The following is a 22,184-nucleotide window of genomic DNA, read 5'->3' on the forward strand; positions in this document are numbered from 1 at the left end:
AAAAATGTAATTATTATGCAGAAAGGACCACCTCCGGATAATGAACGGACTCTTAGAAAAATGATTGGTTATTTTGACTTTAAACTAAAAATACGATTAAACTTATGAATCAAGTACAGGCTAAGTATAAGCTGGTAGGTAGTCCCCTTCAAAAGGTCGGCGTACTGTTGCTGCTTATTTTGTTTATACGACCAGATGTACAGGCTGAGGCTAACAGTCCAGCTCTTGCTTCCGGTCCGGATAGTAATGTCCCGTCTATCACCCAGCAAAGAGAACAGAAGAAGCTGGTGAAGGGAACGGTCAGCGACGATGCTGGCGAATTAATGATAGGAGCCACGATTTCTATCAAAGGAACGACCCAGGGCGTTCTTTCTGATATAAATGGAAATTATGAAATTGAATGTACGGATAATGATATTCTTCTGGTATCTTATCTGGGCTATACGCCTCAGGATATAAAAGTCGGTAACCGGAAAGTCATCAATGTTGTTTTGGCTTCCGACAATGTTCAGCTGGAAGAGGTGCAGATTATCGCTTATGGAACCCAGAAGAAACTGACTGTGACCGGCTCTGTTTCTTCGATAGACACAAAAGATTTGTTGAAATCGCCCACGTCTAGTATCGGTAATATGCTGGCCGGCTCTGTTTCGGGTATTTCAACCGTTCAGTATAGCGGACAGCCTGGAGCTGAAGACCCGGAAATATTTGTCAGAGGTATTGCTTCTTTGGATGGCGCTCGCTCACAACCATTGATTCTGGTGGATGGGGTGGAACGTTCTTTCTTTCGCATGGACCCTAATGAAATAGAGAATATTACTGTTTTGAAGGATGCTTCGGCAACGGCCGTATTCGGCGTACGGGGTGCGAATGGAGTTATCCTGGTAACGACACGCAGAGGAAAAGAAGGACGTACGGAAATATCGCTGTCTTCTTCTGTCGGTATCAGTGAAGCGATGCGTGTTCCGGAAATGATGGGGAGTTATGACCATGCCAAATATTTCAATGAGATGCAATTGAGCGACAATCCAAATTTAGGTCCCAATGATTTAAGATTCTCGCCTTATGTATTGGAAATGTTCCGGACGAATGCCGATCCGATCATGTTCCCGAATACGAACTGGGAAGATTTGATGTTTAAGAAAGCATCTTTGCAAACCCAGCATAACCTGAATATCTCGGGAGGAACGAAGGATGTGAAGTTTTTTATTTCCCTGGGTTATCTGTATCAGGATGGTTTGCTGAAGAGATTTTATGAAAGTTATAATCCGAACTATAAAAATAACCGTTATAACTATCGGGCGAATCTCGACATTAACGTAACTAAGAGCACTACTTTGAAATTGGGGTTGGGTGGACGTCTGGAAACAAAGAAAGATCCTAAGTTCGGCGAACAAAACAATTTATGGATGGAGATTCTCCGTGTGCAGCCATTCTCCAGTCCGGGCTTTGTAGATGGAAATCTGGTTCAGATTAAAAACCGTTATATCCCGATGACAATGCGTAACCTGTTTTCCATGTATTATGGAAAAGGATATACAGAGGCTTCGCAAAATACGATGAATCTGGATATGGATTTAACACAGAAACTGGATTTTATCACCAAAGGTCTTTCTTTTAATATTAAAGGAGCTTACAATACCTCTTATACGGGAAGTAAATCATGGAACGGCTCGATGGAATCGTATACTCCGGTCTATAAATCCAGTCTGACCGATCCGGGATTGGCTATCGATGATCCTAATTTTGATCATACGATTGTGTATCAGCTTGAAGGTACAGCGAGTGCTTTGTCTGCGTCGGAGGATTGGAGTACCAAGACGCGTGACTGGTATGTAGAGGCCAGCTTACGTTACGACCGTACTTTCGGGGATCATAAAGTCGGCGGCTTGCTTTTGTATAATATGACCAAACAGTATTATCCCAAGGCTAATACGGATATCCCGAAAGGATATTTGGGATTGGTTGGGCGTGTCACCTATGCTTATAAAGACCGCTATCTGGTCGATTTCAATGCCGGTTATAACGGTTCGGAAAACTTTGCACCGGGTAAACGGTACGGATTTTTCCCGGCAGCCTCACTCGGTTGGGTGATATCGGAAGAGAAGTTTATGAAGCAGGTAGATTTTATCAGCTTCCTTAAATTAAGAGCTTCTTACGGTCTGGTAGGTAACGACATATTGAATGAATATAAACGTTTCTTGTATTTGCCGGACTCATATTCAGCCAGTTCGGGCGGATATTATTGGGGAGTGAATACTCCGCAGGCTTATCCGGGCGCATCGGAACTGATTTTGGGAAATCCGGATGTTACCTGGGAGAAGGCTGCCAAACAAAACTACGGTTTGGATATGAATCTGCTGGATCAGCGTTTGAATTTCTCTCTGGATGTATTTTTTGAGAAACGTAAGGATATTCTTATTCAGCAAAATACAGTTCCGGGATTCGTTGCAGCCGACCTGCCTGCTGTCAATTTGGGTAAAGTGAACAATAAAGGATATGAAATCTCTTTGGGATGGAACGATAAAATTGGCAGCAAGTTCCGCTACTGGCTGAAAGGAAATGTCTCTTTTTCCAGAAATGAGATTGTTTATAAAGATGAAATTCCACAGAATGAACCTTATATGTATGAAACAGGACGTTCTATCGGTTTGAATTACGGATATGTTTTCGACCGTTTCTTCGAGGCAAAAGACTTTAATGAGGATGGTTCGACAATCACGGGAATCCCTACGCAGTCGGGAACATTCAAGCCGGGTGATATTCTGTTCAAAGACCTGAATAATGACGGAGTAATCGATGGAGATGATAAAACTTATTTCGGTTATGGAGAAAATCCCGAGTATATTTTCGGTCTGAATGCCGGATTTGAATATAAAGGTTTTGACTTCTCGATGAATTGGACAGGAGCAACTAACGTTTCCAGACGTTTGGAAGAAGACTTTACCCGTCCGTTCAATACCGGTGACGCTCCCCTGATGAAATGGATGGTCGAGGAACGTTGGACAGAAGAGAAAGGACAATCGGCCCAATTCCCGCGTTTTACCCAAACCAACAGAATGCATAATTCGCAAATGTCGGATTTCTGGGTGAGAGATGCCTCTTATCTGCGTCTGAAGAACCTGGAGATAGGATATACGCTGAATACGGATGTGTTGAAGAAAGTCGGTATCCAGAAACTCAGGGTGTTTGCCAACGGATATAACCTGCTGACATTTGACCATCTGGGATTTATCGACCCGGAATCAAAAATCAGTAATAAGAACAAGTATCCCAATACGCGTATTTACAATTTTGGAGTGAATGTAAATTTCTAATGATACAAATAGTATGAAAAGATTATTAATACCAATATCTATAATAGCCGCCTCTTTCTATTTCGGTTCTTGTAACGACCTGAAAATAGGCGATGATTTTCTGGAAAAGGCTCCGGGAGCTGATGTTACCCTGGATACGATTTTTGCCTCCAAGCAGTATGCCGAACGTGCGCTGGCTGCGGCTTACAGACATTTACCTTATGGGGTTATGTACAGTTGGGACCCTGCCGAAGACAAACTGGGAGTGGATCTGCTTGAATCGACAACCGACCTTTGCCAGTCTTACCTGGGATGGGGATGTGGTGCGGAACGCCATTATTATAACGGACAATATAATGCTTCGGTTGCCGACACCTATGATGTAATGTATGCTTACACAAAAGAACGCAGTTGGGAAGCCATCCGTAAAGCGTATATTTTCCTGGAAAACGTAGACCGGGTACCGGATATGACAGCAGAAGAAAAGGCTATCCGTAAGGGTGAAGCCAAGATGGTGATAGCAGTACAGTACACTCAAATGATGCGTCATTTCGGCGGCTTGCCTTTGATTGATAAAGCGATTTATCCGGGCGATGACTATAATTATCCGCGTGAAACCATTGAAAAGACGGTCAATTTTATCGTCAATTTGTGTAATGAAGCCGCATCCGTACTTCCCTGGCAGGTATCGGTGGAAGAAGACGGGCGCTTCACCAAGGCTGCTGCACTCGGATTGAAGGTGCGTGTGCTATTATTTGCGGCTAGTCCTTTGTTTAATGACAACCAGCCTTATCTGGATGGCGAAGCCAGTACGAACCTGATGGTTTGGTATGGAAATAAATCCGATCAACGCTGGCAGGATGTTGTGGATGCCTGTAAAGAATTCGAACAGGCGAACAACTCGGGTTCTTATAACTACCAGTTGGTTGAGACAGGGGATTACCGGCAGGATTTTCAGGATGCATGGTATAAAAGAAGAAACGGTGAAGTGCTGATATCTACGCGTGTAGCTTATACTTGCCCGGATATTTGGGATGGAAATTTTTATTTTATGCAGTCGGCCGGCTGGTATGGTTGTAGCTGTCCGACATTGAATTATATGGATATGTTCGGTAATGCCGACGGAACGTCTTTTAATATAGACTGGGATAATATACCGCAGGGCGTCAATCCGTTCGATGGCAGAGATCCCCGGTTGTATGAAACTCTTGTTATTAATGGCGACAAATGGCAGGGACGTACGGCTGAAACCTATATCGGCGGACAAGAACAGAATACTGAAAATTCGACGCGTTGCCGTACCGGTTCCGTTATGCGTAAATTCCTTCGTGAACATGATTATGCCACTCTGACCGGTTCGGTTATTCACTGGCCTTACTTGCGTCTGGCTGAGATTTACCTGAGTTATGCGGAGGCTTTGAATGAACTCGGACGTACGGGCGAAGCTTATGAGTGGGTTGACAAAGTCCGTGGACGGGTCGGTTTACCGAAGTTGCAGCGTAATCTGTCACAGGAGCAATTCCGTGAAATGGTACTGAATGAACGTGCCGTGGAATTTGGTTTTGAAGAGATCAGATGGTTTGACCTGGTTCGCTGGAAACGTGCGGAAGATTTTACCAAACCTCTGTACGGTGTAAAAATCTGGCGTCAGGCAGACGGTTCTTATAAATATGAAAAATGGCAGTTGGCCGAACGTTACTGGAAGAAGAACTGGTCGCCCAAATGGTATTTGTGTGCATTCCCGCCTGAAGAGATTAATAAAGGTTATGGATTGGTCCAGAATCCGGGATGGTAATTCATTTGATAAATCATAAAAGCAGGTTATGAAAATAATAAAAGAAATATATGTAGCTGCATTTTTGTCTGTGTCTGTTTTCTCCTATGCACAGGATACAAAAATGATAAACCGTGGATTCAATTTATCCGGGCGTAGCGAAGAAAGTACGGCGGCAGTTTCCACGATATATATGGATGATTCTAAAACGTCTGATATTAATCCGGCTAATTCCCTGTATGGAAAACTTCCCGGATTGTTCAGTCTGCAAGGCTCGACTGTAGCATGGGATAATGATCCGACAATGTATGTGAGAGGTCTTGCCACGATGGGGGCAGGAACTCCTTTGGTTCTAATCGACGGTTTTGAACGTCCCCTCAGTTCCTTGTCACAGGATGAGATAGAGAGTGTTACGGTTCTGAAAGATGCTGCATCGCAGGCCTTGTATGGTGTACGGGGTGCAAACGGTGTCATTCTGGTGACTACCAAACGCGGTATTTTGGAAGGAATGAAAGTGCATGCAAGCTATCAGTTCGGGATAAATACTCCATTTCGTCTCCCCGATATGGCGGACGGATATACGTATGCATTGGCAATGAACGAAGCTTTACGGATGGACGGACTGTCTGCTTTGTATAGCAATTCTGATCTGGAAGCTTTTCGTACGGGTTCTAACCCGGAGCTTTTCCCGAATGTGAACTGGAAGGATGAAGTATTGAAAAATAAAGGAACGACTCATCAGTTTAATGCTTCTTTTACCGGAGGGGGAAAGAATGTGAGTTATTTTGCTGCAATCAATTACATCGGCGATAACGGTTTTATGAATGAGAACTATTTCAGCCCGGATTATTCCAGTCAGATGTCGTGGGATAAACTGAGTGCCAGGGCGAACCTCGATATTAATGCGACAAAACTCACGCTGGTAAAATTGAATTTGTTGGGTGAATTGTCGCAACATAATCGTCCGGCAACGGAGTATTCGACTTTGTTCCCGATGATCTATGATGTTCCGGCAGCGGCTTTCCCGGTAAAGACGAGTACTGGTGTATGGGGCGGTGATAATGTACGCAAAAATCCTGTTGCAGAATCGGTGGCTAAAGGTTTTTCCGTTGGAAATGACCGGGCTTTATATGCCGACTTACGGATTATCCAGGACCTGTCGGTTCTTACTTCCGGTTTGAGTGCAGAGCTTGCTATTGCTTATGATAACCGGGCCAGCTATTGGGATAATAAAACAAAGAATTATCTGTATGAAAGTTTGCAGCCGGTCAGGGATAACGGAGGTACTATTACCGACATAACCCGTACACGTTACGGACAGGAAACGGATTTGTCTTTCAGTTCCAGCCTCGGATATCAGAACCGTGTAACAACGTTTGAGGCAAAAGTCAATTACGAAAAAAACTGGCAGGATATGCATCAACTGAATGCTGCGGTCATTTATCATCAGGAAGAAAATTCCCTGAAAGGAATTAATAATACGTATAGACGGCAGAGTTATATAGGAAATGCAAGCTATGCTTATAAAAGCAAGTATCTGGCTGATTTGGTGTTGACTTATTCCGGGTCGAGTGTGTTGGGAAGTTCTGATAAGTATGCATTTTTTCCTGCCGTTTCTGCCGGTTGGGTCATTTCTTCCGAAGACTTTATGAAAGAAGTTACAGCGATAGATTATCTGAAAGCGAGGGCTTCATGGGGTATTACCGGAAGTGACCGGTTTGCTTATGATTATGATAAATATTATTTCAAAACGGGCATCAGCTCCTATTTTTTCGGAGATAATAATAACTCTGTATCCGGTAATGGCGAGTTCCGTTTACCTAATTTGAAGTTGAAGCCGGAAACAGCCTATAAGTTTAACTTCGGTATCGATATGGAAGTATTCAAACGGTTGTCTTTATCAGCGGATGCCTTTTATGAAAAGCGGACGAATATTCTGGTGAACTCCTCTGCTATTTACTCTTCCGTGTTGGGAGTCAGCACACCGATTTTGAATGATGGCGAAGTTAAGAACTATGGATTTGAAGCCGGTCTTTCCTGGCGTGACCGTATCGGAGATTTCACCTATATGCTGGCTGGTAATTTCACTTTTGCCCGTAATGAGATTGTAAATATGGACGAAGGATATAAACCGTATGATTACCTGAAAAATACAGGAAACCGGATCGGGCAGTATTATGGTTTGGAGGCTATCGGTTTCTTTCAGGATGAGGCAGATATAGCGGGCAGTCCTGCACAGTCTTTCTCCAATGTGGTTCCGGGCGATGTAAAATATAAAGACCAGAATGGTGATAAGGTGATCGATGATTATGATAAGGTGGCTATCGGTTACAGTACTGTTTTGCCGGAAATTATGTACGGGTTTTCTATTGGATTGGGATATAAGAATGTAAGTCTGAAAGCTGATTTCCAGGGAGTAGCCAACTATACGTTAGTTAGAAATATGTCAAGTATGTACCGTCCTTTGGTCGGTAATAAGAACGTCTCTCAACATTATCTGGAAAATCGCTGGACACCGGAGAATACCAATGCCCGGTATCCGCGTCTGACAACTAAACAGAATGATAATAATTTCAGGGAAAGTTCTATCTGGGCTGAAAACGGCAATTTCCTGAAACTGAGAAATGTGGAGTTGGCCTATACTTTACCTAAATCATGGGTAAACAAGATCAGACTCAGCAATATCAACCTGTTTGCCAGAGGTATGAATCTGTTTTCATTTGACCATGTGAAAGATATGGACCCGGAACAAATGTATGCTACTTATCCATCTTTCAGATCATATAACATTGGATTAACTCTTGATTTTTAAAAATAGACATTATGAATAAGAAAATATTATCTGCCATATTTGCTTTTGCAGTGTGTATGTCTTCCTGCAATTATCTGGATTATAATGAATCGTCCGGATTTGACAAAGAAGATATGTTCACCTATTTTGAAAGAGCAAAAGGTATGCTTACCACTGTATATTCATATCTACCCGCCGATTTCGGTAATTTTGACGGAGCGACCCGTGCAGCGGCGACCGATGAAGCGGAATATGCCTGGAATACATCGGGCATCATCCGGTATAATAACGGTTCGTGGAGTCCGATCCTGACAATCGATAATGTGTGGGGCACTTACTATACCGCAATCCGCTCTGCTAATATGTTTCTGAATAATTATCAGGAAGACTTCACCAATATTGAATGGAATGATAATTATGAGACTTTGATGCAGCAATATCAGTACTATCCGTATGAAGCTCGTTTTTTACGTGCCTTCTACTATTTCGAGTTGGCCAAACGGTATAAGAACGTCCCGCTGATTACGGAATGTCTGGAACTCGATGAGGCGAATAGCGTGACTCCTTCTGATTTTGATAAAGTGATTGATTTTATTGTCAGTGAATGCGATGAGATCATGGATAAGCTGCCTGTATCCTATAAAGATGTGCCGGGATATGAAACGGGCCGTATCACCCAGGGAGCCGTGATGGCCTTGAAATCAAGAACGTTACTGTATGCAGCCAGCCCTTTATATGCCGGGACGGCTGGTCAGGAAAAATGGATTGCAGCGGCTAAAGCGGCCAAACAACTGATCGATAAGGTTGAATCGGACGGGCGGTATCAACTGGTAGATGAACAGATATGGAATAATCTGGCTTCCAAAGAACTGATTCTGGAAACGCGCAGAGGTAATTCAAATGATTTTGAAAAACTGAATTTCCCTATCGGTTATGAGGGAGGAAACTCCGGAACCTGTCCTACACAAAATCTCGTGGATGCTTTTGAAATGAAGGATGGAAGCCGGTTCGACTGGGGAAACCAGGAACATATCGATAATATGTACAATCCGGAAAAGAGGGATCCCCGCTTGTTTAAGACTGTTCTGACGAATGGCTCTACTTTCAAGAATGCGGCTGTTGAGACTTTTGTAGGCGGTAAAAACGGAGCGCCTCTGGATGGTGCGACACCGACAGGCTATTATTTGAAGAAATATGTTGTCGAAACAATCAGTCTGAATCCGAACAATACGACTACCGATCGTCATGTCTGGATACTTTTCAGGTACGCAGAGGTATTGTTGAACTATGCGGAAGCTCTTTATGAGGCCTACGGCAATCCGGACTATACGGATAATACGTTTACGTTATCTCCAAGGGCAGCCATCGACAAAGTCAGGGCACGTGCCGGAATGCCGGGAGTTGCTTCGGATGATTTTCTTGAACGGATCAGGAATGAACGCCGGGTGGAACTCGCTTTTGAAGATCATCGGTTCTGGGATGTCAGAAGATGGAAAATCGCTCCTCAGACAATGGATATTTATGGGGTGAAGATTGAGAAACAGGGGGACGGATTGATCTATACCCGTCAGCTTGTTGACAAGCGTACATGGAGTGACAAGATGTATCTGTATCCTGTATCCAATGAAGAATTGTTTAAAAATCCACTTTTGAAACAAAATCCTGATTGGTAAGAATAGAATGAGCAGAGAAGCCACTCTAAACCTGTTTACGGTGGCTTCTCTTTATAATACCTCGATTTAGAAACAATAGAACTTTAGAAAATGAAAATGTACACTTTCGTACTGGCATTGTTATTATGTGCCTGTACCTCAACACAGCGAACCTTTTATGTGGATAGCATAACCGGAGATGACGCGAATAAAGGGTCTTCACCGACAGAAGCCTGGAAAAGTCTCGATAAACTGAACCAGCAAGTCTTTGAACCGGGTGATAGGATTTTATTTAAATCGGGGACTGAATATGTCGGGCAGTTTGAACCGAAAGGTAGCGGGAGCGAAGGAAAACCGGTGATGGTCGATAAATACGGAGACGGAGGGAAACCTATCCTGCATGGAGACGGTCAGAAACAACATACGATACTACTGGAAGGACTTGAGTATTGGGAGTTGAATAATCTGGAAGTTACCAATAAAGGGGAAAAACCGGATCCCGGTAGAAATGGTATTATTATTTATGCCTGGGATAAAGGTGACGTACATCATATCCATTTGAAAAACCTGACTGTCAGGGATGTGAACGGAAGTTGTATAAAGAATGAAGGAGCCGGAAACGGAATTTACTGGCATAACGGGGGAGATGAAGTGCCGACCCGTTTTGTTGATTTGCTGATAGAGAATTGCCATATTTACCGTTGCCAGCGGAATGGAATAACCGGTAATGGTAATAGTGGGCGTGACAAATGGTTTCCCAGTTTGAATGTCGTTATCAGGGGGAACCTGATCGAGCAGGTTCCGGGAGACGGGATTGTTCCTATTGCCTGCGACGGTGCATTGGTAGAACATAATATAGTGAGGGATAGTCCTGATCTTCTGCGGATAGAAGATGCCGCTGCCGGTATCTGGCCCTGGAGTTGTGATAACACGATTATCCAGTTTAATGAGGTAAGCGGACAGAATGCCAAATGGGACGGGCAGGCTTTCGATTCGGATTACAATTGTCGTAATACCGTTATCCAATACAATTTCAGCCATGATAATGCCGGAGGTTTTGTGATGGTGTGTAACGAAGGCAATACTTTGGGTGAACCTTATAATATAGGAACGGAAAATACGATAATCCGTCATAATGTAAGTATCAACGACGGTTTGCGTGCTTATCCGACACGTCCCGGCTGGTTCTCTCCTGTCATACATATTTCCGGACCGGCAAAACAGACCGCTATTGAAGAGAATGTGATTGTTATTATGAAAAAGCCTTCACCGGAGATAGACCGTTCGGTACTTATCATGGATAACTGGGGAGGACCCTGGCCGGAAAATACGGTGTTCAATAAAAATATTTTTTATGTAATAAACGATGATCTGCAATATAAGTTCATAACAGGTAGCAGTAAATCTACTCAGTTTGATGGAAATGTCTTTTACGGCAATTTTATAAATAAACCGGATGATCGGAATGCTATCGAAAAAGAACCGGATTTTACTTCCGGATTTCCTTTTCACGAGAATTTCCCCGACTACCTGAGGGAGAAAGTGATTAAAAGGCTAAAACAACAATAGGGAGTGTTGTTTAAAAGAGAGTGAATTCCTTGAAGGATATTAGAATTCACTCTCTTTTTTTATTCTATTCTGACAACGTTTCCAATATCTGTCTTCTTGTTTCCCGAGATATTCGCCTTTTGTCGTGATCAGGATCACACCGAAGTTTGTCTGTTTTATTCTTAATGAGATTTTATCAAAATGTTATTTTACCCTGGCTGTGGTTCGTATATTTAAGTGCGGAGTCTGAACGTTTGATTTTAATGCGTTTCTCGGAGAGATAGGAAATATCGTAAAGATGCATATTTGACGTAATGGTTGCTTTATGTTGCTGTTTTGTTGCTGATTGTATTGCTATTTTGTCTTAATAATATTTTTGTAGACATATTGTTAGTTGGAGTTTAACAGGATGTAATGTTGTTGTAGAGTGTAAAAACTGCTATATAGCAGTTTTTTTCTACTCTAAATGAACGTTTTTTCCCCTTTAAACGAAATAATATCTCGTTTAAAATGAATATTATTTCGTTTTAAATGGATTTATATTTTGCTTTAGACGAATTTTGGAGTTTGTTTGGGAGTAGGAAAAAAGAGAAAAAGCAGGATTTGGTGTTAATATATGTTTATTTTTGAATGCTGGAACGACTCTTTTTTTATTAATTGAAGTTACTGAAATAGTGCTTATTTTCTATTTTTGTTAGAATATCGTATTGTTTGATGTTATTTTGTATTATTTGTTTTTCTGCATGATAATATTTTAGTCCGGTAAACATTTTTAATGTGAGCAAAAATTCGTAATATTGCTTATTACTAACTTTAATACATAAGGTTATGGAAAAGAAGACGTTTGGAAAGAGAATAGTGACCCCGAAGCATGTTGCGATAGCGGTCAGCATAGTAATCCTGTTTGGATTGTTTTATTTGAACCAGATACAGTTGATTGCTTATATTTTGATCCTGATTTTCATTATACCGGTATTTTATCCTTATAAGATCGATAAAGGTTATCTGACGCAAGGTAATTTTGTGGCGATCCTTATCAAGGATATAGAGAAGTTATTTGTAAAAGAGTCTGGTAGTGTCGTGATTTATTACACTAAACCTTATAAAGACAAGGAATACACCAACACGGTCTATCCGGTCGATACCGAAGGATTTGTGGTTGCTTTACAACAAGTAAATGAAGAAATGACTATCTTGCGCGAAAATTCGTAAAATGGATAGAGTCTTTAAATCTAAGATCGGCTGGTGGTATCATTTATTGATTATTGTGCTGGCAGTATTGTGTGTAATATCTGTCTTACATCAGAATGTAGCGGCTATTGTTACATCGTTGGTTGCCAGCGCATTGACGTTGCATGTATTTTTTAATACCTATTATGTGATTACGGCAGACGGAATGTTGCTGCTCCGTTGCGGCTTCTTTCCTAAAAAAGAGATTGCCATCGCTGATATAGAGGCGTTACAACCTTCCATTCTGCCTGTATTTAGTTATTCCTTATCGTTGGACAGAATCGTTATCTGGAAAGAAGGAAAAATGTGGATGTTGATATCTCCGCAAAACGAGAAAGAGTTTGTAAAGCTGTTGAAGAAAATTAATCCGGATATCGAGATTAAGAGTAATGCCGGGATATTATGAAAGCGAAATTTAAAAAAGATTTCAGTCACAAGGCGATATGGTTTCCTATTGTCTTATTTTCTGTTTTTTTATTGTTAGTCTTACTTTGTGTGGCGTTGACTTCACTCAGATTTGCATACTGTGGAGGATTACTAGGTTGTTTGCCTTTTATGATAGTGGCCTATTTGAAACCTTATGAGCTGACCGATATAAATGTACTTCAAGGAAACGGAACGATTCAGGTAGATCAGATTCACCGTATTCAAGAAATCGATAAAGGGATTAGGGTATTCTATACTTGGCCAGGAGGTAAGGCTGAACGGAAACGTTTCTTTGCTGTGAAAGATATCGATACTTTTATATCAACTTTATTAGAAATAAATCCAAATATAAAACTTAATTAAATCTGAAAACATGAAATACGACGTTGCTATAATCGGGGGAGGACCTGCCGGTTATACGGCTGCTGAGAGAGCGGCTGCCAGTGGACTATCCACTGTGTTGTTTGAAAAAAAAGCCTTGGGAGGTGTCTGCCTCAATGAAGGCTGTGTTCCCACAAAAACATTGCTTTATTCGGCTAAAGTGTATGATACTATTAAACATGCACAGAAATATGCTGTTAAAGCGGAGAATCCTGCATTTGATTTTCCTAAAATTATTGCCCGTAAAAATAAGGTGGTGAAAAAACTGACTGCCGGTATCCGGATGAAAATGACGGAACATGGGGTTGTTGTCGTTAGTGGAGAGGCTGAAATTAAAGGGCGTGCCGCCGACGGAACTATCACTGTCGCCTGTGGTGAAGAAACTTATGAGGCATCCAACCTGTTACTGTGTACCGGCTCTGAAACGGTGATCCCACCGATTCCCGGCTTGGCAGAAACTGAGTACTGGACGAGCCGTGAAGCATTGCAGACAAAAGAGCTTCCCGCATCCCTCGTTATTATCGGTGGCGGCGTGATTGGTATGGAGTTTGCCTCTTTCTTCAATAGCATGGGAACGGAGGTACATGTGGTAGAAATGCTGGACAAAATATTAGGTCCGATGGATAAGGAATTGTCCGATATGCTTCAGGCTGAATATGCAAAAAGAGGCATCAAATTCTATCTGAGCCATAAAGTGACAGCCGTTCATGATGGCGAAGTCACCGTCGAGAAAGACGGGGAGAGCTTTGTCATCAATGGAGAAAAAGTATTGTTAAGCGTTGGCCGCCGCCCGGTAACCAAAGGTTTCGGACTGGAAACGTTGGGTGTCGAGCCTTTCCGGAACGGTATAAAAGTGAATCAATACATGCAAACCTCTTTGCCGAACGTATATGCTTGCGGTGATATCACTGCTTTCTCTTTGCTTGCCCATACCGCTGCAAGCGAGGCGGAAGTCGCTGTGAAACATATTCAGGGAAAAGCCGGTGGCGGAATGAGCTATAAAGCAATACCGGGTGTTGTCTATACAAATCCGGAGATTGCCGGTGTAGGTAAAACTGAAGAAGAATTGCAGGCGGAAGGAATCCCTTATACGGTAAAGAAGTTACCGATGGCTTTTTCTGGTCGTTTCGTGGCAGAAAACGAACAAGGAAACGGTGTCTGCAAGCTGATCCTGGCCGAAGATGAAACGGTGATTGGCGCTCATTTGTTGGGAAATCCAGCTTCTGAACTGATCGTGATAGCTGGTCTTGCCATCGAGAAAGGTATGAAAGCCGAAGAACTTAAATCAATCGTATTCCCGCATCCTACTGTCGGAGAGATAATCAAAGAAGCACTTTATTGATTTAAATCTCTATCTTTGCAAAGCTAAATCGCAGCGCATGGATATGTTTGAAGGGTATGTAGGCATTCGTTTATGGGACGGGCAGCTGGTGGATGATGTGATCTTCTCGCTGCTCTTGTCCCTGCTGATTGCCTTTGCTATTATATTTCGCTCTAATTTTCAGCATTTTGTAAAGATGCTGAAAGATGTTGTGTATCTGAAGGAGCGGCAAAACCTGTTTGACGAAACCATCGGTAAAAGTGGCTCTTTCTTCCGTAATTTTATGACTTTCCAGGCTTTGTTTCTTTGCAGTATTGCCTTGTTTGCAATTGCCCGGGCAAGGGGGATGGTCAATCATTTGGGAGAAAAGGATGTACTCTTTGCCATTCTGATTATTTTTTCAGTATTATTTCTGTTTTACCAGTTCAAACAGTTGAGTTATTATTTGTTAGGCTTTGTCTTTTCTCCCCCCGATAAATATAAATTCTGGAAGAAGAATTATAATGCAATTATGGGGTCCTGGGGGATGTTATTATATATTCCGGTCGTCTGGTTAATGTTCGTAGGAAGTAAAACATTAGCTCCCGTAATATTGTTTTGTATTTTCTATTTTTTGTGTCGTTTTGTAATAATTTATAAGACAATACGGATATTTCACAAGAATAATGTCGGTTTTTTATATATTAGTTTGTACCTTTGCACCCAAGAAATCCTACCCCTCATATTTTTGTATGAAGGTATGATTTTTTTGTATAACTTTATTGAGACGAGTACTCTATGGCATTGAACATCAAAAAGTTGCTGGTATCACAACCGAAGCCTGCATCCGAGAAGTCACCGTATTTCGACATTGCAGAGAAATATGGGGTCGAGATCGACTTCCGTCCTTTTATCAAAGTAGAAGCTCTTTCTTCCAAAGAGTTTAGACAGCAGAGAATTTCTATTCTGGACTATACGGCAGTAATTTTTACCGCCCGTACAGCTATTGACCACTTTTTTCATTTATGTGAAGAACTACGTGTAGCCATTCCGGAAACAATGAAATATTTCTGTATGACAGAAGCTGTTGCAGTTTATCTTCAGAAGTATATCGTGTACAGAAAACGTAAAATCTTTTTTAGCCAGACCGGAAAGCCTGAAGATCTGGTGACTGTTATCGGAAAGCATGCGAAAGAAAAATATCTGGTGCCTGTATCCGATGTGCACAAAGATGATCTGTTGGCTATGTTGGAAGCTAAGAAAATCAACTACACAAAAGCTGTAATGTATAGAACGGTTAGTAACGAATTTGCGAAAGACGAGAAATTCGATTACGATATGTTGGTATTCTTCAGTCCTTCAGGAATCTCTTCATTACTGAAGAACTTCCCGAACTTTAAACAGGAAGATATAAAGATCGGCTGCTTTGGTCCTACGACAGCGAAGGCTGTGAAGGACGCCGGACTCCGGTTGGATGTGGAAGCACCTACTCCCGAGGCTCCGTCGATGACGGCTGCCCTGGATTTGTATCTGAAGAAAGAGTTGGGTGGAAACAAAAAGAATGGAAAATAAAAGGTATACCCTTTCTAAAGAAGAGCGCCTGTCGTGGAAACGTTACATTGACCTGTTATTTGAAAAAGGACAATCGTTTGTGGCGTTTCCACTGCGGGTTGTTTATTTACCGCTGGAGGAAGAGATGTCTGCTCCTGTCTCTATCCTGATCAGCGTTCCCAAGAAGAAATTCAAACGTGCCGTAAAACGGAACCTGATCAAGCGTCAGGTGCGTGAAGCCTACCGGGTGCGTAAATACGATCTGATCGATCCGTTGACAGAAAAAAACAAGCGCATGCTTATTGCTTTCCTCTATCTGGATAAGGAAATTCATCCTTTTACCGATATGGAGAAAGCGATCACAAAAGCAATCAGGATATTGCGCGACAAGGAATAATGAAGAAATTCTTTACAACACTTCTTCTGTTGCCGGTTTATTTCTATAAATATTGTATCTCACCCATGACACCGGCTTCGTGCAGGTACACACCTACTTGTTCCGAATATGCTGTGCAGGCACTGAAAAAACACGGTCCCATAAAAGGTCTTTATCTGGCTGTCAAACGGCTGCTCCGATGCCATCCCTGGGGCGGAAGCGGATATGATCCGGTGCCGTAAAATCGTTTCCCAGTTTCTTATTTTACTTCAAACTCCCTTTGAAAGAGATATTCTTCCGTCTATTTGTTATATTTGTCGTTCATTATGAATGAATTGAAAAGGCAGATAAATACTGTATATTATGATATACATGCTCACTCGGCACAGACTTCTGTGGCGGAGGATGTAGTGGCCTGTTACAATGTAATTGTAGGAAAAGGCACTCTTTCAGATGTATCTTCCGGGCAACCTGTATCCTGCGGAATCCATCCGTGGTATATCCGGGAGGAGGCGGTGGTAGAGCAACTGGCGCGGTTCCGGGAATTGGCCCTGAATGAGCAAGTGATAATGATAGGAGAAGCCGGGCTGGATAAGCAAATATCCATACCGCTTGATTTGCAGGTCAAGGTATTTGAAGAACAGATTCGTGTTTCTGAAGAGTTGAAGAAACCCTTGATCATTCATTGCGTCAGGGCGTGGGAAGAGTTGATAGCCATCCGTAAGAAATACGCTCCGTCTATGCCCTGGATCATTCACGGCTTCCGTAAGAAAGGAGAGCAGGCTGAGCAATTATTGAAACAAGGCTTTTACCTCTCTTTTGGGGAGCACTTCCAGGAATCGGCTTTGCGCAAAGCCTGGCCGGAACGTTTGTTGATTGAAACAGACGAATCCTCCTGTCCTATACAGGAAATCTATCAGCATATCGCTGCTGCCCTTCAAATATCTGTTGATGAGTTGGGTAACCAGGTTGAACTAACAGTACATCGTTTATGTTCCGGGGCAACCGCATCATAATCTTTTGTCCGTATCGTCTAATAGTTATTCCGACATGTATCCAATGACTTTTCATTTAGAGGTAGGTGTAAATCAATTTATACCTACCTCTAAATCTGTTTACATCTACCTCTAAGTAAAAAGACATTGAGAACTCTTCTCCCAGTCATTGCAATAAAATGATCGGATCAATAGGATGAGAGATCATTTTCACATCTGATAATAAGTTCGTTTGATCCGCGTCAGTTGAACATACTGTTAAAGAGGTCTTCGTCCGTATTGTCGAGGAAAGAAACCCAATGCTGGTGTGTTTTTCGGTCGAAATAATGCAGTGCTCCGTTATTACAAAGGATATAGAGTGTATTGCCTGTTCTTAATGTCCCATAAATAGTGGTTAGCGGCATGACGAGGACAGGGTTTCCATCTGCTATAAATACCAGGCAACCGTTCAAAAAAGCAAATTCCCACTCCTCACAGATGGAGTAAAGAAAGGCGGCAATCTCACAGGGGCATTGTTGCGGGATGCGGTCGGCGATGTGGCGAAGTTGTACTAGTGTTTTCTTTTTCATATCCTACTGGATTTTAAGTCAGATATGTTTCGCAACCACACAAAAAAGGGGCACGTAACATATACATAAACCCTAGCTGTAGGTACTGGAATACCCCAAAATCGAGAATACGTAGCATGCCCGTACCCCCACTTATCGTAACAAAAATTACATAAGCGTGGCACGAACATCCAATTATCGATTTTGTTAAATTTCCAGTTTTACAGCTAGATAATTAAATGTTCTATAACAAATTACCGGATTTCTCCCCGGTAATGACAGCAAAGATAGAATATTGGTTTTAGATAGCAAAAATTATGGCTGGCGGATTTATGAATAATTAGTATGTAGAAGAGAATAACTTTTAGTGGATGGTAATCTGCAATTTGGGTTATAATATATATAATCTGTCAACAAAGTGAATCTTTATTTTGATGCGGTTGTCTTGTTTATGTTTACTTTATGAATTGCGTATCCACATAAAGTCGTATCTTTGCCCACATTAACTATATAATAATGAATAATTAAAACGATGAATTTTGTTGAAGAATTAAGATGGAGGGGCATGATTCATGATATGATGCCCGGAACAGAAGAGCAGTTACAGAAAGAAATGACTTCTGCGTACGTAGGCATTGACCCGACGGCCGATTCATTACATATCGGACACCTTGTTAGTGTAATGATGCTGAAGCATTTGCAGCGTGCCGGACACCGTCCTATCGCTCTGGTCGGTGGTGCCACCGGTATGATCGGAGACCCTTCAATGAAGTCGGCAGAACGTAATCTGCTGGATGAAGCAACGCTTCGCCACAATCAGGAAAGCATCAAAAAACAGTTGTCAAAGTTCCTGGATTTCGATTCAGATGCTCCTAACGCAGCCAAGTTGGTGAATAACTACGACTGGATGAAAGAGTATACCTTCCTGAACTTTATCCGTGATATCGGTAAACACCTGACAGTTAATTATATGATGGCTAAGGATTCTGTTAAGAAACGTCTTAGCTCCGAATCGAGTGTAGGTATGTCCTTCACTGAATTTTCTTACCAGTTGTTGCAGGGATACGATTTCCTGTTCTTGTATCAGAACGAAGGTTGCCGCTTGCAGATGGGTGGTTCCGACCAATGGGGTAACATCACGACCGGAACTGAACTGATCCGTCGTAAAACAGGTGGTGAGGCATTTGCCTTGACCTGTCCGCTGATCACAAAGGCCGACGGTGGCAAGTTCGGTAAGACGGAATCGGGTAACGTATGGTTGGACCGTCGTTATACTTCTCCTTACAAATTCTACCAGTTCTGGTTGAACGTAAGCGATGCCGATGCCGCCAGATATATCAAGATCTTCACAGACCTGAGCAAAGAAGAAATAGCCGCATTGGAAGAGGAACAGGCCGCAGCTGCCCACCTTCGTCCGTTGCAGAAACGCCTGGCAAAGGAAATCACTGTAATGGTTCATTCCCTGGAAGATTATGAAGCTGCTGTTGAAGCATCCAATATCCTGTTCGGTAACTCTACCCACGAATCTTTGATGAAGCTCGACGAAGACACGCTGTTGGCCGTATTTGAAGGTGTTCCGCAGTTTGAGATCAGCCGTGACGAACTGAGTGCCGGCGTGAAGGCTATCGACCTGCTCACAGAGAAAGCTGCCGTTTTCGCTTCAAAAGGTGAGATGCGTAAACTGGTGCAGAGTGGCGGTATCAGTGTAAACAAAGAAAAACTGGCTGATGCAGATGCTGTTATCGACTGTTCTTCTCTGTTGAATGAAAAATACCTGCTGGTTCAGAGAGGTAAAAAGAACTATTATCTGCTGATTGCAAAATAAGAAAAATGCTGAAAACGCTTGCAAGGTAAGATTTTATTCTTACCTTTGCATCGCTTTAGATAAAGCGCCGGATTGTCTCATGGTGTAATGGTAGCACTACAGTTTTTGGTTCTGTCTGTCGAGGTTCGAATCCTCGTGAGACAACACAATCTAAATAGACCGTTTATTATCAATATGATAGTAAACGGTTTTTTGTTTATGGTAAGAATATCAACATCAAAGTAGAATGATATGGAACAGCTGCAATTGATACAAAGTAAGATATATGAGATACGAGGGCAAAAGGTTATGCTGGACTTTGATTTAGCTGAGATGTACGGTACTGAAACAAAATACCTGAAACGATCTGTAAAGAATAATATTAGGCGTTTCCCGGCACCGGATTTCATGTTTGAGTTAACAAAGGATGAGTGGGAGTCTTTAAGGTGCAATTTTAGCACCTTAAACAAAGGTAGAGGGCAGCATCCTAAATACATGCCGTACGCTTTCAGTGAGTTAGGGGTTTCAATGTTGAGTAGTGTTCTCAACTCTGATACGGCTATTGAAATAAATATATCCATTATGAGAGCTTTTGTTGCGGTCCGTCACCTGGTATTAAATCCTCCGGTTGACAGAGTAGGACAGTTGGAGAATCAGGTAAGGGAATTGAAAGAGTACATAGAGGATGTATTCGCCGACTACAACGATATCAACGATGATACCCGTATGCAGTTAGAGCTTATCAACGAAACGTTAGCAGAGCTACAGAGCAAGAATAAGGCACTAAACAAGTCACGGCCAAAGATCGGCTTTGTGAAATGAAAATACGGTATTTTTCTCAATGTATTCACTGCGTGCATTTTGACCAAGGTCTCTCTTTTAGTAGGAAGGATAGGTACAAAGTGTTAAAGTTCTTTTCGATACTTTTTTTTCTTCATAAAGATGAGTAATATTTCTTGTAATGGGTGTTCTTAATATAAATATCAGAATACCATGACGAACATTTCAAGAAGAACATTTATCAAGACCGGGGCCTTTGCCGCCGCCGGTCTTACCATCGTTCCCGGACATGTACTGGGGCGTTCTTTCGGGTTTACAGCACCGAGTGATAAACTGAATATTGCCGGGATCGGAGTCGGTGGAATGGGACGCCGTAACCTGGCGAACATGAGCACGGAGAATATCGTTGCCCTATGTGATGTGGACTGGCACTATGCGGATAAGACCTTTAAGGATTATCCTAATGCCCGCAGGTTCAAAGACTGGAGAGTGATGTTTGATGAGATCGGCAGTTCAATCGATGCTGTAATGGTGGCTACCCCGGACCATACCCATGCCGGTGTGACCGCCCATGCAATTACGCTGGGCAAGCATTGTTATACCCAGAAACCGCTTACACATTCTGTTTACGAATCCCGTCTGCTTACCCGTCTGGCTAAAAAATATAAGGTGGCGACACAAATGGGTAACCAGGGCAACTCTTTCGACTGGTGCCGCCAGGTGGCGGAATGGATACAATCCGGTATAATAGGAGATGTGTATGAGGTACATTGCTGGACCGATCGTCCTATCTGGCCGCAGGGTTTGCAGGAACCGAAAACGGTCGTGAAATGTCCGAAGACGCTGGATTGGGACCTGTTTATCGGCCCTGCCCGGAAACGTCCGTACAATCCCGTTTATACTCCCTGGAACTGGCGTGGTTGGTGGGATTTCGGTACCGGTGCACTGGGCGATATGGCCTGTCATATCATGGACCCGCTTTATTGGGCGCTCGACCTGAAGTATCCGACAAGTGTGATCGGCAGCTCTACCCTTAGTAACCTGTATTCTCCTCCTCATGCCCAGGTGGTGACTTATACCTTCCCGGCACGTCCGTCAAAAGGCAACGTGAAGATGCCGGAGGTGAAAGTATATTGGTATGACGGTGGCCTGATGCCGCCTCGGCCGGAAGAGTTGAAAGACGGGGAGATGATGGGAGATGAGAACGGAGGCATTATCTTCGTCGGAACGAAAGGGAAGATCATGACCGGTTGTTATGGTATGAATCCTACTTTGTTGCCGTTCTCTGCCATGGAGAATTTCAACCAGCCTAAACCGACTATATCTCGTGTCAAAGGAGGTAACGGCGATATCTGGAATACGAATGCACATGAACAGGACTGGATTCGTGCGTGTAAGGAACCGGCGGGTAGTAGAACGGAGGCATCGTCCAACTTCCAGTTCTCCGGACCTTTCAATGAGATGGTTGTGATGGGCGTTCTGGCTGTCCGTCTCTCCGGTTTATACGGTCTCCATCGTGAACTCCAATGGGATGGCGAAAATATGCGTTTTACGAATATTTCCCCCAATGATAAGATAAAGATTGTAACGGTAGACGATTTCAAGGTAATTGACGGAGATCCCCGTTTCGACCGACGTTATGCCGACTTCAGTGCGGCAGATATGGCATCCGAATGGATCAGGCATACCTACGAAAATGGCTTCTCGTTACCCGATATGCCTGAATAGTTAATAG

General features: G+C 42.6%; 18 protein-coding genes. 17 read left to right on the top strand and 1 reads right to left on the bottom strand.

The annotated features are described in order from the left end of the window. The first annotated feature begins 104 nt into the window (after window positions 1–104). The 14 genes from K6V26_RS22895 (at window position 105) to K6V26_RS22960 (ending at window position 17,338) form a co-directional block, all read left to right on the top strand. Window positions 105–3,314, top strand: a complete 3,210-nt coding sequence (locus K6V26_RS22895) for a SusC/RagA family TonB-linked outer membrane protein (RefSeq protein ID WP_224263974.1) — start codon at window positions 105–107, stop codon at window positions 3,312–3,314. A 13-nt stretch (window positions 3,315–3,327) separates the two neighbouring features. Then, complete coding sequence (locus K6V26_RS22900; protein WP_010801137.1) at window positions 3,328–5,088, top strand: RagB/SusD family nutrient uptake outer membrane protein; 1,761 nt, start codon at window positions 3,328–3,330, stop codon at window positions 5,086–5,088. Between the two features lie 28 nt (window positions 5,089–5,116). Next, window positions 5,117–7,879: a SusC/RagA family TonB-linked outer membrane protein gene (locus K6V26_RS22905; RefSeq protein ID WP_009860412.1), complete on the top strand. Its 2,763-nt coding sequence runs from the start codon at window positions 5,117–5,119 to the stop codon at window positions 7,877–7,879. A gap of 11 nt (window positions 7,880–7,890) precedes the next feature. Beyond that, window positions 7,891–9,531, top strand: a complete 1,641-nt coding sequence (locus K6V26_RS22910) for a RagB/SusD family nutrient uptake outer membrane protein (RefSeq protein ID WP_046145886.1) — start codon at window positions 7,891–7,893, stop codon at window positions 9,529–9,531. Between the two features lie 90 nt (window positions 9,532–9,621). Next, window positions 9,622–11,079 (top strand): right-handed parallel beta-helix repeat-containing protein, encoded by a 1,458-nt coding sequence (locus tag K6V26_RS22915; protein ID WP_224263975.1) that lies wholly within the window; start codon window positions 9,622–9,624, stop codon window positions 11,077–11,079. An 807-nt stretch (window positions 11,080–11,886) separates the two neighbouring features. Further along, window positions 11,887–12,270: a hypothetical protein gene (locus tag K6V26_RS22920; RefSeq protein ID WP_224263976.1), complete on the top strand. Its 384-nt coding sequence runs from the start codon at window positions 11,887–11,889 to the stop codon at window positions 12,268–12,270. A gap of 1 nt (window position 12,271) precedes the next feature. Further along, window positions 12,272–12,694 carry a PH domain-containing protein gene (locus K6V26_RS22925; protein ID WP_010801132.1) on the top strand — a complete coding sequence of 141 codons (423 nt, stop codon included), beginning with the start codon at window positions 12,272–12,274 and terminating at the stop codon, window positions 12,692–12,694. After that, the gene (locus K6V26_RS22930; protein WP_010801131.1) at window positions 12,691–13,077 is read left to right on the top strand and encodes a hypothetical protein; all 387 of its coding nucleotides are present in this window, start codon (window positions 12,691–12,693) and stop codon (window positions 13,075–13,077) included. The genes K6V26_RS22925 and K6V26_RS22930 overlap by 4 nt, the downstream gene beginning before the upstream one ends. 10 nt (window positions 13,078–13,087) lie before the next feature. Continuing rightward, on the top strand, window positions 13,088–14,437 hold the full coding sequence (gene lpdA, locus K6V26_RS22935; RefSeq protein ID WP_224263977.1) for a dihydrolipoyl dehydrogenase: 1,350 nt from the start codon (window positions 13,088–13,090) through the stop codon (window positions 14,435–14,437). A 37-nt stretch (window positions 14,438–14,474) separates the two neighbouring features. Continuing rightward, entirely contained in the window at window positions 14,475–15,203 is a 729-nt protein-coding gene (locus K6V26_RS22940) for a DUF4271 domain-containing protein (protein ID WP_044215052.1), read from the top strand. Then, entirely contained in the window at window positions 15,200–15,967 is a 768-nt protein-coding gene (locus K6V26_RS22945) for a uroporphyrinogen-III synthase (RefSeq protein ID WP_044215119.1), read from the top strand. Before K6V26_RS22940 ends, K6V26_RS22945 begins: the two co-directional genes overlap by 4 nt. Further along, complete coding sequence (gene rnpA, locus K6V26_RS22950) at window positions 15,957–16,343, top strand: ribonuclease P protein component (protein WP_224263978.1); 387 nt, start codon at window positions 15,957–15,959, stop codon at window positions 16,341–16,343. Before K6V26_RS22945 ends, rnpA begins: the two co-directional genes overlap by 11 nt. Continuing rightward, on the top strand, window positions 16,343–16,564 hold the full coding sequence (yidD, locus tag K6V26_RS22955; protein ID WP_009860402.1) for a membrane protein insertion efficiency factor YidD: 222 nt from the start codon (window positions 16,343–16,345) through the stop codon (window positions 16,562–16,564). Before rnpA ends, yidD begins: the two co-directional genes overlap by 1 nt. Before the next feature lie 84 nt (window positions 16,565–16,648). Then, window positions 16,649–17,338, top strand: coding sequence for a TatD family hydrolase (locus K6V26_RS22960; protein WP_224263979.1), 690 nt, complete (start codon window positions 16,649–16,651; stop codon window positions 17,336–17,338). Window positions 17,339–17,559: 221 nt separating this feature from the next. On the opposite strand, the gene K6V26_RS22965 is transcribed toward K6V26_RS22960, so the two are convergent. Next, a complete protein-coding gene (locus K6V26_RS22965; RefSeq protein ID WP_224263980.1) occupies window positions 17,560–17,886 on the bottom strand; it encodes a hypothetical protein in 327 nt (108 codons plus the stop codon). A gap of 511 nt (window positions 17,887–18,397) precedes the next feature. Between K6V26_RS22965 and tyrS the strand changes: the two genes are divergently transcribed. The 3 genes from tyrS (at window position 18,398) to K6V26_RS22980 (ending at window position 22,177) form a co-directional block, all read left to right on the top strand. After that, window positions 18,398–19,690: a tyrosine--tRNA ligase gene (tyrS, locus tag K6V26_RS22970; protein ID WP_224263981.1), complete on the top strand. Its 1,293-nt coding sequence runs from the start codon at window positions 18,398–18,400 to the stop codon at window positions 19,688–19,690. A 231-nt stretch (window positions 19,691–19,921) separates the two neighbouring features. Beyond that, window positions 19,922–20,491, top strand: coding sequence for an ORF6N domain-containing protein (locus K6V26_RS22975; protein ID WP_010801126.1), 570 nt, complete (start codon window positions 19,922–19,924; stop codon window positions 20,489–20,491). A 171-nt stretch (window positions 20,492–20,662) separates the two neighbouring features. Next, a complete protein-coding gene (locus K6V26_RS22980) occupies window positions 20,663–22,177 on the top strand; it encodes a Gfo/Idh/MocA family protein (protein WP_224263982.1) in 1,515 nt (504 codons plus the stop codon). The last annotated feature ends 7 nt before the right edge of the window (window positions 22,178–22,184 follow it).

Origin of the sequence: Parabacteroides goldsteinii, from assembly GCF_020091425.1 — a bacterium.
Lineage (GTDB): Bacteria > Bacteroidota > Bacteroidia > Bacteroidales > Tannerellaceae > Parabacteroides > Parabacteroides goldsteinii.

What these genes read in the sequence shown, in the direction of transcription:
- K6V26_RS22905 (WP_009860412.1), top strand. Translation starts at nt 5,117, where the DNA reads ATGAAAATAATAAAAGAAATATATGTAGCTGCATTTTTGTCTGTGTCT.
- K6V26_RS22930 (WP_010801131.1), top strand. Translation starts at nt 12,691, where the DNA reads ATGAAAGCGAAATTTAAAAAAGATTTCAGTCACAAGGCGATATGGTTT.
- yidD (WP_009860402.1), top strand. Translation starts at nt 16,343, where the DNA reads ATGAAGAAATTCTTTACAACACTTCTTCTGTTGCCGGTTTATTTCTAT.
- K6V26_RS22925 (WP_010801132.1), top strand. Translation starts at nt 12,272, where the DNA reads ATGGATAGAGTCTTTAAATCTAAGATCGGCTGGTGGTATCATTTATTG.
- K6V26_RS22980 (WP_224263982.1), top strand. Translation starts at nt 20,663, where the DNA reads ATGACGAACATTTCAAGAAGAACATTTATCAAGACCGGGGCCTTTGCC.
- K6V26_RS22920 (WP_224263976.1), top strand. Translation starts at nt 11,887, where the DNA reads ATGGAAAAGAAGACGTTTGGAAAGAGAATAGTGACCCCGAAGCATGTT.
- K6V26_RS22915 (WP_224263975.1), top strand. Translation starts at nt 9,622, where the DNA reads ATGAAAATGTACACTTTCGTACTGGCATTGTTATTATGTGCCTGTACC.
- K6V26_RS22910 (WP_046145886.1), top strand. Translation starts at nt 7,891, where the DNA reads ATGAATAAGAAAATATTATCTGCCATATTTGCTTTTGCAGTGTGTATG.
- tyrS (WP_224263981.1), top strand. Translation starts at nt 18,398, where the DNA reads ATGAATTTTGTTGAAGAATTAAGATGGAGGGGCATGATTCATGATATG.
- K6V26_RS22940 (WP_044215052.1), top strand. Translation starts at nt 14,475, where the DNA reads ATGGATATGTTTGAAGGGTATGTAGGCATTCGTTTATGGGACGGGCAG.
- K6V26_RS22975 (WP_010801126.1), top strand. Translation starts at nt 19,922, where the DNA reads ATGGAACAGCTGCAATTGATACAAAGTAAGATATATGAGATACGAGGG.
- K6V26_RS22895 (WP_224263974.1), top strand. Translation starts at nt 105, where the DNA reads ATGAATCAAGTACAGGCTAAGTATAAGCTGGTAGGTAGTCCCCTTCAA.
- K6V26_RS22900 (WP_010801137.1), top strand. Translation starts at nt 3,328, where the DNA reads ATGAAAAGATTATTAATACCAATATCTATAATAGCCGCCTCTTTCTAT.
- K6V26_RS22965 (WP_224263980.1), bottom strand. Translation starts at nt 17,886, where the DNA reads ATGAAAAAGAAAACACTAGTACAACTTCGCCACATCGCCGACCGCATC.
- K6V26_RS22960 (WP_224263979.1), top strand. Translation starts at nt 16,649, where the DNA reads ATGAATGAATTGAAAAGGCAGATAAATACTGTATATTATGATATACAT.
- rnpA (WP_224263978.1), top strand. Translation starts at nt 15,957, where the DNA reads ATGGAAAATAAAAGGTATACCCTTTCTAAAGAAGAGCGCCTGTCGTGG.
- lpdA (WP_224263977.1), top strand. Translation starts at nt 13,088, where the DNA reads ATGAAATACGACGTTGCTATAATCGGGGGAGGACCTGCCGGTTATACG.